Source organism: Yoonia sp. SDW83-1, assembly GCF_046762885.1.
Taxonomy (GTDB): Bacteria; Pseudomonadota; Alphaproteobacteria; order Rhodobacterales; family Rhodobacteraceae; genus Yoonia.
On sequence record NZ_JBKQXO010000015.1, the window covers coordinates 42,426 to 55,056 of the forward strand.

The window sequence follows — 12,631 nt, forward strand, 5'->3', positions numbered from 1 at the left end:
GGCGGGGGATGATTGAAACCTGTTGCAGATTTGGGCAGAACGGCAGCGTGATCAAAGGGTATAGGCCGTGATTGAACTGCAAAATGTGTCCTGCGGCTATGGGGGCAATCCGCTTTTTTCCCAGTTGTCACTGGAGCTTGCGCCGGGATCGTTCCACTTTCTGACAGGGCCGTCCGGGGCGGGCAAGACCACGCTGCTACGGCTGTGCTATGCTGATCTGCGCGCCCAATCGGGTCAGGTTCTGCTGTTCGGGCGGGATGCGGCGACGCTGGACCGGGACGCGGTGGCAATGACCCGCCGACGCATCGGTGTGGTCCATCAGGATTGTCAGTTTCTCGATCACCTGTCGATTGCCGAAAACATTGCCTTGCCCCTGACGGTCGCTGATCGCGCGTCAGAGGCGGCGGGCAATCTGCCAGAATTGCTGGCCTGGGTCGGGCTGCAGGCGCAGGCCAACCAGTTGCCGCCGGAACTGTCCGGGGGTGAACGCCAGCGGGCCGCACTGGCCCGCGCGGTGATCATGTCACCCGATCTGATCATCGCCGATGAACCCACCGGCAATGTCGATTGGGAGATGTCGCAGCGCCTCATGACCCTGCTGGTCGAACTGAACCGAATGGGCAAGACCATCCTGATCGCCACCCATGATCTGACCATGATCCGGTCCATGAAGGCTGAAATCAGTGCGCGGGTCTTGCGGCTGAAAGACGGTGAGTTGCAGCAAGCGGGGTCAGAGCTGTGATCGGGCCATTGAAAGGTGCGCTGGACCTGATCGTCGGTGATCCGCAAGCCGACCGTGCCGTACCACCCACCGGCATTACGGCGCGCCTGACCGTTTTTGTTGCCGGTGCGATGGCGTTTCTGGCGGTGTTTGCACTGGCCTTGTCGCTGACGGCGGGGCGCGTGGCGGATCGCTGGGCGAACGAACTGGCGCAGGCCGCCACCTTGCGCCTGCCCGCAGACGCACCCGGCGCCGATATCGAACTTGCGCTCAACATCCTGTCTACCACGCCCGGTATCGCAGATGCCCGCGCGCTGACGGATGCGGAACAGCAGGCGCTGCTGTCACCGTGGTTCGGGCCTGATCTGGCGCTTGAGACACTCCCCGTACCCCGCCTGATCGAGGTGATCGCCGATGATGACAGCTATGATGATGCCGGCCTGCGCGCCCGGCTGACCGCCGAACTGCCGCAGGCGACACTGGATGATCACGGACGCTGGCGTGCGCCGCTCATTGCAGCGGCATCGCGGCTGCGGCTGATCGGCTGGCTGGTGATCGGGCTGATCGGGGCCGCCATGGCCGCGATGATCGCTCTCGCCGCGCAAGCATCTCTGGCGGCGAACGCGCAGGTGATCCGGGTGCTGCGGCTGGTCGGCGCGCGCGATATCTATATCGCCCGCGCCTTTGTGCGCCGCTTTACGCTGCGCACCGGGGTCGGGGCCATGGTTGGCGTCGTGCTTGGCGTTGCAGTGCTCCAGCTTTTGCCGGGTGGTGACGGCACTGGCGGGTTCCTTGCCAATATCGGTTTCGAAGGGGCGGGGTGGCTCTGGCCTCTGGTCATTCCGCTGCTTGCGGCTATCGTGGCATTCGTCGCCACCCGCGCGGCGGCACTGGCAAGGCTGAAGGAACAGACATGAGCTATGCAATTCAATGGCTGCGGTCGCTGATCTTTAACGGGCAGATGTATCTGGCCATGCTGGTGATCGGTCTGATCTATCTTCCGGCGGCGATTGTATCGCGGCGGGGGGCCATCGCGGGCTGTCACGCCTATTGCCGGTGGATCCGCTGGACCGCCTCCTGGATTATGGGGCTGAAAACCGAGATCCGGGGAGACCCACCCACGGACGAGGTGATGGTTGCGGCTAAGCACCAGTCATTCCTTGATGTGCTGATGATCTACGGGGCGATCCCGCGCGGCAAATTCATCATGAAATCCATCCTGAAATACGCACCCATTATCGGGCAGTTCGGTCTGCGCATCGGTTGCATCCCCGTGGATCGGGGCAAGCGGGGGCAGGCGGTCAAAAAAATGCTGGCCGATGTACGGGCCGGGCGCGCCCTGCCGGGACAGTTGATCATCTATCCGCAAGGCACACGCACGCCGCCGGGGGAGAAACGGGCCTACAAGATCGGGACCGGGGTGCTTTATCGTGAACTGGGGCAACCTTGTGTGCCTGTCGCCACCAATGTGGGCGTGTTCTGGCCCAAGCGTGGGGTCTACCGCAAACCGGGCACGGCCGTGTTCGAGTTTCTGCCGCGGATCGAACCGGGGCTGGAGGTGGATGAATTCATGGCTCGGCTTGAAACTGACATCGAAACCGCGTCAGACAGGCTGAATGCGGAGGCAGGGTTTCGCAGTGACTGATACGATCACCGATATCGCCACGCTCGAGTCGATCTATGGCACCCCGGCAGAGGCGTCACTGATCAAGGTCGCCGACCGGCTGACCCCGCTATATGCCAAATGGATCATGGCGTCACGGCTATGCGTGGTGTCAACCGTCGGCCCTGACGGCACCGATGGCAGCCCGCGTGGCGATGATGGCCCGGTGGTGCAGGCGCTGGATGCCAAGACGCTGCTGCTGCCGGACTGGCGCGGCAACAACCGCATCGACACGCTGCGCAATATCGTGGCCGACGGGCGGATCAGTCTGATGTTCATCGTGCCCGGCTCGCACAACGTCATCCGGGTCAACGGAACCGCCCTGGTGTCAGTCGCCCCCGATCTGCTGAGCCGGTTCGATCAAAAGGGGCGGCAGCCACGCAGCGTCATCGTCATCACCGTGGCCGAGGTTTACAGCCAATGTGCGCGGGCGTTGATGCGCGCCCGTATCTGGGCTTCTGGCGACGAAAGCGCGGATCTGCCCAGCATCGGCGCATTGCTGGAAGAACAGAAAAACGACTTTGACGGTGCGGCCTATGATGCCGAATGGGCCGCGCGTGCGGTCAAAACAATGTGGTAGTCCGGGTCAACGTGTGCGGCGTACAGGCCGACGCACGGGGGCCTCAACCGGTGGCTTGCGCCAATGCAGGTTGCTGTCCGGCCCCAACCCATAGCGCAGGCAGCAGCCGATAACGGCCAGGCTGATTACGAGCCAGATCCCGCCCCACATCACGGTCGCGCCGCCGAATTCCTCGGCCAGCATACGCGCGTCAGACCGCAATTCGGACCGGGCGATCGTATCGCTGAATATATCGTAGGGGACGTAGAACATGCTGCTCAGCCCGATAACCCGCAACACCAGATCGTTGATCCCGTGTCCCAGAAACCGCGACATCGCCAGCATCGCGGCACCTGTGCCAATGCCAAATATCAACGCAAAACCGTCGCGGATATAGAGGGCCGTGACCAACAGGGTCACCCCACCGCAGACCGCCATGATGATGCGGTCCGCCTTGGTCCGCAGTGCGGCCACCAGCAAAGCGACCCCGATGATCAGTGACCCCAGATAGCCCGATGACAGTGACAGAAACCGGCTGCCGCCACGTGCGGTCACCATGCCCCCCTGATTGGTCGAGATTGTCAGGCTTTCAACCTGGCCCCCGGTCAGGACAACGGTCACCGCATGGGACAATTCATGCAGGAACACGACCAAAATCTTCAGCGGGATCATCACGGGGGTGTTCCACAGGGCAAAAACGATGCCTGTCAGCACGATCAGCTGCCAATGTCCTTTGATCAGTTGCAAGTGTCTGTCCGGATGCGGTTTCTGCCACCAGATGGCCCTAAACAGACAGGTTTTGCCAGTGCTAACTTGCCTTGCGCAGGCCGAATTCTTTCAGTGCCTCGGCGGACATCGGCCTGGCAAAGGCGTAGCCTTGCAGCGTGTCGCATCCCAGATCGCGCAGCAGATCGGCATGCTGCATGGTTTCCACACCCTCAGCCGTGACGCCGATATCCATCGACCGGGCAATATCCACAATGCCCTTGATCAGTTGCGCATTCGCTTCGCGTTCAAGGATCGGTTGCACCAGATGACGGTCGATCTTGAGTCGCTCTGGCCCGATATTCATCAAGGCCGAGATTGAGGCACGCCCGCTGCCAAAATCATCAATCTGCACGCCGATACCCCGTTCGCGCAACTGGTCCAGCATCCAGTGAAACTTGTCGCCCTGCTCGTCGAAAAAGATTGATTCCAACAATTCAAACGACACCCGAAAATCGCCAATTAGCCCATCCAGGCTGCGCAGTAGCATCGGGTCGAATAACCGCTGTTGACTGATATTGACCGACAGTTCGGGAATGCGCAGCCCGTGATTGTCCCAAAGATCGTTGAGAACACAGGTCGCCTTCCAAAGAACCTGCTGATCAATGTCATGGACGATCTTCACGTCATTGGCGGCTGCCAGAAACTGGTCAGGGGTCAGCAGGCCCTTGGTCGGATGTTGCCAGCGCGCCAGCGCCTCAACGCCGGTCATTTCAAGAGTGTTGGCATCGTATTTGGGTTGAAAGAAGGGTACGAATTCGTCCCGTTCGACTGCCGCCAGCAGATCGTCGCGCAAGGACCGGCGTTGCGACAGCGCGGTGGCGATGCTTGCCGAAAAAACCTGGGCCTGATTGCGCCCCGCCTCTTTCGCCTGATAAAGCGCGATATCGGCGTCCACCACCAGGCTGGACAGGTCCTGCGTTTCGGAGGTGCTGAAGGCAATCCCAACGCTGGCCCCAAAACGGGCCTCCTCATCTTCGATCATTATTGGCTCCGCCAGCGCGCTGACAATGCCGTCACCCAGCCTCTCGATCCGTTGTCTTTCAAGGGGTGCACAATCCAGCATGGGGCACAGCATGATGAATTCATCCCCGCCCACCCGGGCAATAAAATCGTCATTTCCGGACAGGTCGGTCAGCACTGCCGCCGCGCGTTTCAGCACCTGATCGCCCGCCGCGTGGCCCATCGTATCATTGATTTCCTTGAACCGATCCAGATCGATATGCAGCACCGCCAATGGCATGTCGCCAAAGGCCAAGAGCTTGGTATAGGCGGTCAGCCGATCCTCCAGAAAACGGCGATTGGGCAATTCGGTCAGCGCGTCATGCAAGGCGATATGGGTCAGCTGACCTGATTGATCGCGGATCTGCGCGGCCGTCTCGCGAACCTGTGTCATGATGTCTGCAAACGCGCCGGTAAATTCATGATCCTTTGTGGAGGCAAACTCGCCATTTGCCAGATCATGCATCGCTTTGCTGATGGCACCAACGCTGTCATCAACACGGGTCACAAAGCGGTTAATGTCATCAGCCAGCGCTTGCAGGTTGTCGTCGGCGAAATGCGCCCCGACGCGCTGCTTGAAATCGCCGGCGCGGGCGGCGTTGATCACCCGACCGAACTCTGCCCTCAACTGCGTGGCCATTTCGCGCCGCTGCTGCTCTGCCTCCCTTTGGGTCTGGGCCAGCCGCTCGCGTTCGATGGCCAGCTCCGATGTGCGCGCCGCCACCTTGCGTTCAAGATTGCGGTTCAGATCGTCACGCTCTGACTCAAGGCGCCTGTTTCGTTGCAGGCTGGACTTGAACGACTCCATCGCGCGCGCCACCTTGCCGATTTCATCCTGTCGCAACGTGGCGGGGATATCCGCATCAAGATTGCCACTTTCCAACGCCTCGACCGTATGTGCGATGGCCAGGATGGGGCGCGAGATCAGCCGCGCCGCCCACAATGCGCCCAGCGACAAAAGCGACCCGACCACGCCAACAGCCAGGAAAAATGTCCAGATCAGGCGGACACTCCCCTGTTCGACCGCCGCCAGATCACGCAGCGCGAGGATCCGGGTCTGGGCCGCCATTGCGGCGAACAGGGTGGCCGTTGCGTCCAGTTCATGATCACTGCTTTCGACCTGCAGATCGGCATGGATCGTGAAGTCGATATCATTGGTTTGGGCTTCATTGACGACGCGATCCAACGCATCCATCCGGTACTCCAGATCAAGCTTCCGGACTCGCGGGTCCAGTTTTTGCCGCAAGGTGTTGATCCGGTTATAGGTATATAGAATGTCCTGACGAAGTTCTGCGATTTCGGCCGGGTCGGCCCCGTCTTCCAGCGTCTCTTCCAGCTCGTGAAGTGTGCCGTGGATTTCCTCAACCAGAACCGGCAATTGCAGCGCGGTATGTTGGTAATTCAGGGATGTCTTGACTGTCTCTTGCAAGGCGGCAAGCCGCCTTTCGGCCATGTTCAGGCCCAACAGGACCATCAGCATCACGACCAGAATGCCCACTGCAGGGATCGTCACAACAATGCGGCGGATGGTCCAGTGACGGACGAAAAATCGATATGACCAGAATGCTTTCATCCGGTAGGCTGGTCAGGCCGTGACCCGACGACCGCTCTGATCGCGACCGCAAATCGCCCAGCTGTAAATGCGGCATGTCATCGTTGTCTCCGATCATGTCAGACCATGGTTCGGAAGTCTGATAGCAATCGGGCGTTAATAAACGATGTTCCGGACTGTCTAAACCTAAGCGGCCAGACCCTTTTCGCCCAGATGCAGGTATTTTTGGCGCCGATCCATGCGGACCTGATCGGCAGACTGACCATCAAGATCGGCCAGCATTTTTCCGATCGCCTTGCCAACCTCTTCAATGGCCGCATCCACATTGCGATGGGCGCCACCCAGCGGCTCCTTGATCACCACGTCACAGACACCCAGCTCGCTCAGGTCCTTGGATGTCAGGCGCAGGGCCTCTGCCGCTTCGCGCATCTTTTCGGCATCCTTCCACAGGATCGAGGCGCAGCCCTCGGGACTAATCACCGAATAGATCGAATGTTCCAGCATGGCGACACGGTTGGCGGTGGCAAAGGCGACAGCGCCGCCTGATCCACCTTCACCGATAACCACGCTGATGACCGGAACCTTCAGATCAAGACATTTTTCGGTGGACCGGGCAATCGCCTCTGACTGGCCGCGTTCCTCGGCCCCTTTGCCGGGATAGGCGCCGGGGGTGTCGACAAGGGTGATGACAGGCAGACCGAACCGGTCCGCCAGGCCCATCAGGCGAATGGCCTTGCGATAGCCTTCGGGGCGGGCCATGCCGAAATTCCGCTCGATCCGGGATTTGGTATCATTGCCTTTTTCATGGCCGATCACCATGACGGGCTTGCCGTCGAACCGGGCAAGGCCCCCCATCACCGCGTGGTCATCGGCAAAGTTCCGATCGCCGGCCAGCGGGGTATATTCGGTGAACAGGGCGTCGATGTAGTCCTTGCAATGCGGGCGCTGCGGATGGCGGGCGACAAGGCATTTGCGCCATGGGCTGAGGTCCGCATAAAGACTGCGCAGCAGATCCTTGGCTTTCTTGTCGAGGGCCGCAGCCTCTTTTTCCACGTCCATCTCGGCGTTCTCGCGGGCCATGGCGCGCAACTCTTCTGCCTTGCCTTCAATCTCGGCCAGCGGTTTTTCGAACTCGAGGTATTGGGTCATGGATCAGGGACCTTCTGGATGAACTCGATGATATATGGCGTAACGGTTGTAGCTTGGCAACGGCGGTTGGAAATCCGTTTCAGCCGTTTACAACGACGGCCAGCCGGGGCAAGACCTGCGACGGGGGCAGATTGAAACATAGGAAAATCATATGCGTATATTGGGATTTGTCGGTGTTGTTGCATGTCTGCTGGCAGGGCCGGCCATGGCACAGGCCATTGATTTTGGCGATGACAGCAGTGAATGGGCCAATGACGGGGAATGCGATGATCCCCGGTTTCGCGGCCCAGGAATGACCAGCACGCCCCTATTGGATTCCGATATCCGCCGCGATGCCACCGACTGCCGGACAGCATTTGAGGCCGGACAGCTGAGACTGGCCGATGCCGGTGGTAAGCCGGTGAAGGTTGACGGCATCAACTTTGGTAACGATAGCAGCGAGTGGGCCAATGACGGAGAGTGTGATGATGGCCGGTTTACGGGTCCCGGGCTGACATCAACGCCGCTTTTGCAAGAGGACGTGCTGGCAGATGCCACCGATTGCCGGAATGCCTACAATGCCGGTCAATTGCGGTTGCTTGGCGTGGCCGAGGATGGAACGATCGACTTTGGCAACGACAGTGGCGATTGGTCCAACGACGGCGAATGCGATGACATGCGCTTTGCCGGGCCGGGGATGACAGCAACGCCGCTCCTGCAGGCAGACATCATGCGCGATGCGACCGATTGCCGACAGGCTTACGATGCGGGGCGTCTGACCCTAGCTGGTCAATAAGGCCCTTCGCGTCAGCCCGCGATCATCTCGGACTGGCGCACAATCACTTCGGCCTGCTTGATGGATGCAATATCCACCAGGCGGCCTTTGTAGACCGTGGCGCCCTCGCCCCGTGCCTTTGCCTCTTCCATGGCGGCCAGAATTTCGCGGGCCTCGGCAACCGCTTCGTCTGATGGGGTGAACACCTCATTGGCCAAGGCGATCTGCTTGGGGTGGATCGCCCATTTACCCACCATCCCAAGCGTCGCCGAACGGCGGGCCTGCGCGCGATAGCCTTCATCATCGCTGAAATCACCAAACGGGCCGTCCACCGGCAACACACCATGCGTCCGGCAGGCCGCCACGATGGCCGTCTGTGCCCAGTGCCACGGGTCGGAATAGTGCCGGGTCTCACCATGCAGCATGTAATACTGCTCTTGCGTGCCGCCGATGCCCGTGGTTTGCATGCCCATGGAGGCGGCGAAATCCGCCGCCCCAAGGCTCATTGCCGCCATGCGGGGTGAACTGGCGGCAATCTCTTCCACATGGGCGATGCCGGCGGCGGATTCGATGATGACCTCAAAGCTGATCGGTTTCTTCCGACCCTTCGCCGTTTCAATGGCCGTCACCAGCGCATCGACCGCATAGACATCGGCCGCGCAGCCCACCTTGGGGATCATGATCTGATCCAGCCGGTCGCCTGCCTGTTCCAGCACTTCCACCACATCGCGATACCAGTAGGGGGTATCCAGCCCATTGATGCGCACGCTCAGATATTTGGTGTTCCAGTCCACCTCATTGATCGCCTGAATGACATTCGCGCGGGCCGTGTCCTTGTCTGACGGGGACACGCTGTCCTCAAGATCAAGGTTGATGACATCCGCCGCACTGGCCGCCATTTTCGCGAACAGCTTGGTGTTCGATCCGGGGCCAAACAACTGGCAGCGGTTCGGACGGGCAGGGGGTGTAGGTTGCAGGCGGAATGACATCTCTTATCCTTGAGTACGAAAGTTGCGCGATCAATCGTATTGGGGATTAGATTATTGCGCCATCAGGCGCAAGTCAGATTTAGCGTCCGCAGAAAATCATAGCTGCATTGCAGCAATGCCTATTTGATCTCACCCCGATTATGGGGTGTGTAGGGTTTGATCGATCCGTTCGCACGTGGATAGGCGAATTGCGGCGTGACCGTTGCAATGCGCCCGCCAAGTGGTACGGCTTTGACCAGTTTCCATTGTGGGACCATGTTTGAGCCCGGCGGATAATACTGGGCAACCGGTGTCATGGAGCGGTCATACAAGTTTGTACCGGCAGCAAAATCTTCGCGGGCCGTCATCATCTGATCGTGCTGTTCCGCCTCAAAGACTTTGCCATCGGGGAAGGCGGTTGAAAACTTGAATTCGACCTCATCCGGTGTTGGCACGCGGGCCAATGCATAGACATGGCACATGACCGCAAATTCATTCGGGCGCACACCAAGCAGCTTTTCGATCTCGCGCGAATTTTTGCCAAACAGGTATTTTTCCTGTGTGACGTAGCCCATGGCGGTTCCGTATTGCTGCAGCCCCAAATCTGCCGTGGGGCTGACGACTTTGACGATGCGATTGCCACCTGTCACGGTCCAGTGCCGCATCGAGGTTTCATGGATTGCGTCACCCAAATTCATGTCTCTACCTCTCAACCTTTGCGGGAAACCTAAGGGCGCGGCAGGGACCTGTCGAGATACGTTTTCACACGCCAACGGCAACAATTGCCTTGGCAAGGATGGGCACGGTCTGCGCATTCAGCCCCGCGATATTCATCCGGCTGTCGCCCACCATATAAATGCCATGCTCCGCCCGCAGTTTCTCAACCAGTTCGGGGGTCGTGCCCAACCGGCTGAACATGCCACGGTGATGGGCCAGAAAATCAAACCGGTCCGAATTGGTCAGTCGCTTCAACTCGTCCGCCAATTGCTGGCGCAGAACCAGCATGCCCATGCGGGTTTCCTCCAACTCGGCCTCCCAATCGGCACGCAGCTCAGGATCATTCAGAATGGTTGTGACCACCCGCGCCCCGTGATCAGGAGGAAAGGAATAACTCTGGCGGTTCAGATAGGCCAATGTCTGTTGGGCCAATCCCTGCTGGGCACTGTCCTTTGCCACGGCCATCAGAATGCCGGTGCGCTCGCGATAGATGCCAAAATTCTTGGAACAGCTGGCCGCAATCAGACAATTGTCAAACGCGGATGCAATCTGGCGCGTGATCTTGGCATCCTCATCCAACCCGTCGCCAAAGCCCTGGTATGCGATGTCGATCAGGGGAACGGCCCCTTTGTTCTGCATCAGCGTGATCACCTGTGCCATCTGATCAGCGGTCAGGTTCGCCCCGGTGGGGTTATGACAACAGCCATGCAGCAGCACCACGTCACCGGCGGCAATCTGATCGAGGTCGGCCATCATGCCAGCGAAATCCACTTCGCGGGTGGCGCTGTCGAAATAGGTATATTCGGCCATCTTCATGCCGAGATACTTGATGATTGACGGATGGTTTGGCCATGTGGGATTGGACAACCAGACGGTGGCATCGGGGGCGGCCATCCTGATCAGTTCCAGCGCCTGCCGGATCGCACCTGTCCCGCCAGGGGTGGCGACTGCGGCAACCCGTTCTGAAGCCACGCTGTCAGCCAGCACCAGATCACGCATCGCCGCGCCATAGGCCGGATCACCAGCCAGACCGGTATAGGCCTTGGTCGTCTGGTCGGCCAGAATACGGCGCTCTGCCTCTTTCACCGCGCGCATGACCGGCGTGTTGCCCGACGCGTCCTTGTAGACACCGACGCCAAGGTCGATCTTGTCGTCGCGCGGGTCTTCGCGAAACGCGGCCACAAGGGCGAGGATCTTGTCGGCGGGTAGCGGTTGCAGGTGTTCCAGCATCAGGCGGCTCCGGTAGCAATAGGAAGGTCGGCATACATGCCCCATTCGGACCATGAGCCGTCGTAAAGCGAATAATCGGTCTTGCCGATCCGTTCCAGCGCAAGGGCGAGGATCGCGGCAGTCACGCCCGACCCGCATGTGGTAATGGCGGGTTTGCGCAGATCAACACCCGCATCCATGAATACGGTGCGCAAGGCGGTGGGTGGCTTCATCGTGCCATCCGCGTTCAGCAAATCCTGATAATGCACATTCTTCGATCCGGGGATATGACCCTTGCGCATCCCCTCGCGGGGTTCATCAGCCTCGCCCCTGAACCGGGCGGGCGAACGGGCATCGATAATCTCATGATCGCCCAGCTTGGCGGCGCGGGCCACTTCGGTCACATCACGGACCAGATCATCCCGGCGCTGCACGGTCATGTGGCGGTCGCGGATTGTAGGGGGAACGGTGGTCGTCTTGTGGCCATCGGCGATCCATTTGGGCAGGCCGCCATCCAGCACGGCGATATTGGTCTGTCCCATCAGGCGGAACAGCCACCAGACACGGGCGGCTGAAAACAGGCCCATCCCGTCATAGACCACCACCTGATGCCCGTCGCCGACACCCATCGCCCGCATGCGCGACATGAATTTCTCTACTGGGGGGGCCATATGGGGTAGCTCGGACCGCAGGTCGCTGATTTCATCGATATCAAAGAAACGGGCACCGGGGATATGCGCCTTTTCATACTCGGCCTTGGGGTCGCGCTGCATGTCTGGCAGATACCAGGACGCATCAAAGATCCGCAGATCAGGGTCCTTGAGGTGGGCCGCCAGCCAATCGGTCCCGACAAGCGTTTTTGGATCATCAGCAGCAGACATCGGCCTTGCAATCCCCTTGGTGCGATTGGGTGCATGGGTATCCCGCACAAGCTGGCGTGGCAAGATCAGAAGGACAGGATAGAGCCACCGAGAACGGCGTCAAAGCCCGGCTTCGGCACCGGCGATCGGATCATCACCCATATCTTCCAGCCCGGCCAGCGGATCGCGGATAGTGACGTCATAGCGGCGGCCTGCCATCCTACGAAATGTCCATTTTTCCGGGTCGCGCATGTCGGCCGGGTCAAATTCGGCGGCGCGGGCATAATCATCCATGCTGTCCATCAGTTCATGGGTAAAGGCATCGGCGATATGGATCCGGTTATCGACGCGAAAGACAATGAAATAGTGGTTGGGATAGCGCTGCTCACCGTGACGGGTGCTTTCGATCACGTCATGGCTGCAATTGGTCAGATCACGCCCAATCCGGCCATAGGACACCGGTTGCCAGCGCCCGCTGGCGGAGATATGGAATGTCGCTGAATTTGATCGGGTGCGGATTGGCCGCACATCGTCAGAGTCCAGAAAATCCCCCAGCACATCCGCCGTTTCAGGGCAGATAGCGGGGTTGTTGGTCCGGTTGGGGTTTATCTCGCGAAAAATGGCCATGGGGGTGCGCAAGAGGCGGCGATAGGCTTCACACATCATTCAAATCGCTTTATCAAATGCGGCGAGCCTAACAAAAAATGACGAT

13 protein-coding genes are annotated in these 12,631 nt (G+C 59.7%); 5 read left to right on the top strand and 8 right to left on the bottom strand.

The window, feature by feature from the left end:
* The first annotated feature begins 67 nt into the window (after window positions 1–67).
* Genes ACFWW4_RS17855 through ACFWW4_RS17870 form a run of 4 tightly spaced genes read left to right on the top strand, consistent with a single transcriptional unit; the run spans window position 68 to window position 2,964 of the window.
* The gene (locus ACFWW4_RS17855; RefSeq protein ID WP_411892102.1) at window positions 68–742 is read left to right on the top strand and encodes a cell division ATP-binding protein FtsE; all 675 of its coding nucleotides are present in this window, start codon (window positions 68–70) and stop codon (window positions 740–742) included.
* A complete protein-coding gene (locus ACFWW4_RS17860; protein WP_411892103.1) occupies window positions 739–1,638 on the top strand; it encodes a cell division protein FtsX in 900 nt (299 codons plus the stop codon). Before ACFWW4_RS17855 ends, ACFWW4_RS17860 begins: the two co-directional genes overlap by 4 nt.
* Window positions 1,635–2,366, top strand: a complete 732-nt coding sequence (locus tag ACFWW4_RS17865; protein ID WP_393932209.1) for a lysophospholipid acyltransferase family protein — start codon at window positions 1,635–1,637, stop codon at window positions 2,364–2,366. The genes ACFWW4_RS17860 and ACFWW4_RS17865 overlap by 4 nt, the downstream gene beginning before the upstream one ends.
* Window positions 2,338–2,964 carry a pyridoxamine 5'-phosphate oxidase family protein gene (locus ACFWW4_RS17870; protein WP_411892104.1) on the top strand — a complete coding sequence of 209 codons (627 nt, stop codon included), beginning with the start codon at window positions 2,338–2,340 and terminating at the stop codon, window positions 2,962–2,964. The genes ACFWW4_RS17865 and ACFWW4_RS17870 overlap by 29 nt, the downstream gene beginning before the upstream one ends.
* 6 nt (window positions 2,965–2,970) lie before the next feature.
* Here the strand turns inward: ACFWW4_RS17870 and ACFWW4_RS17875 are convergent, their stop codons facing one another.
* The 3 genes from ACFWW4_RS17875 to ACFWW4_RS17885 all read right to left on the bottom strand — a co-directional run bounded on the left by ACFWW4_RS17875 (window position 2,971) and on the right by ACFWW4_RS17885 (window position 7,411).
* Entirely contained in the window at window positions 2,971–3,690 is a 720-nt protein-coding gene (locus tag ACFWW4_RS17875; RefSeq protein WP_411892105.1) for a M50 family metallopeptidase, read from the bottom strand.
* 61 nt (window positions 3,691–3,751) lie between these two features.
* Entirely contained in the window at window positions 3,752–6,283 is a 2,532-nt protein-coding gene (locus ACFWW4_RS17880) for a putative bifunctional diguanylate cyclase/phosphodiesterase (RefSeq protein ID WP_411892106.1), read from the bottom strand.
* 165 nt (window positions 6,284–6,448) lie between these two features.
* Window positions 6,449–7,411 carry an acetyl-CoA carboxylase carboxyltransferase subunit alpha gene (locus ACFWW4_RS17885; protein ID WP_411892107.1) on the bottom strand — a complete coding sequence of 321 codons (963 nt, stop codon included), beginning with the start codon at window positions 7,409–7,411 and terminating at the stop codon, window positions 6,449–6,451.
* Window positions 7,412–7,562: 151 nt separating this feature from the next.
* Here ACFWW4_RS17885 and ACFWW4_RS17890 point away from each other — a divergent pair, with 151 nt between their 5' ends.
* Entirely contained in the window at window positions 7,563–8,186 is a 624-nt protein-coding gene (locus ACFWW4_RS17890; RefSeq protein ID WP_411892108.1) for a hypothetical protein, read from the top strand.
* A gap of 11 nt (window positions 8,187–8,197) precedes the next feature.
* Here ACFWW4_RS17890 and ACFWW4_RS17895 read toward each other — a convergent pair whose 3' ends face one another.
* The 5 genes from ACFWW4_RS17895 to ACFWW4_RS17915 form a co-directional block, all read right to left on the bottom strand.
* The gene (locus ACFWW4_RS17895; RefSeq protein WP_411892109.1) at window positions 8,198–9,154 is read right to left on the bottom strand and encodes an L-malyl-CoA/beta-methylmalyl-CoA lyase; all 957 of its coding nucleotides are present in this window, start codon (window positions 9,152–9,154) and stop codon (window positions 8,198–8,200) included.
* A 119-nt stretch (window positions 9,155–9,273) separates the two neighbouring features.
* Window positions 9,274–9,831, bottom strand: coding sequence for a hypothetical protein (locus ACFWW4_RS17900; protein WP_393932223.1), 558 nt, complete (start codon window positions 9,829–9,831; stop codon window positions 9,274–9,276).
* Window positions 9,832–9,895: 64 nt separating this feature from the next.
* Window positions 9,896–11,080, bottom strand: a complete 1,185-nt coding sequence (locus ACFWW4_RS17905; protein WP_411892110.1) for an aromatic amino acid transaminase — start codon at window positions 11,078–11,080, stop codon at window positions 9,896–9,898.
* Window positions 11,080–11,940, bottom strand: a complete 861-nt coding sequence (sseA, locus tag ACFWW4_RS17910) for a 3-mercaptopyruvate sulfurtransferase (RefSeq protein WP_411892111.1) — start codon at window positions 11,938–11,940, stop codon at window positions 11,080–11,082. The genes ACFWW4_RS17905 and sseA overlap by 1 nt, the downstream gene beginning before the upstream one ends.
* A 99-nt stretch (window positions 11,941–12,039) precedes the next feature.
* Window positions 12,040–12,585: a hypothetical protein gene (locus ACFWW4_RS17915; RefSeq protein ID WP_411892112.1), complete on the bottom strand. Its 546-nt coding sequence runs from the start codon at window positions 12,583–12,585 to the stop codon at window positions 12,040–12,042.
* Window positions 12,586–12,631 lie beyond the last annotated feature (46 nt).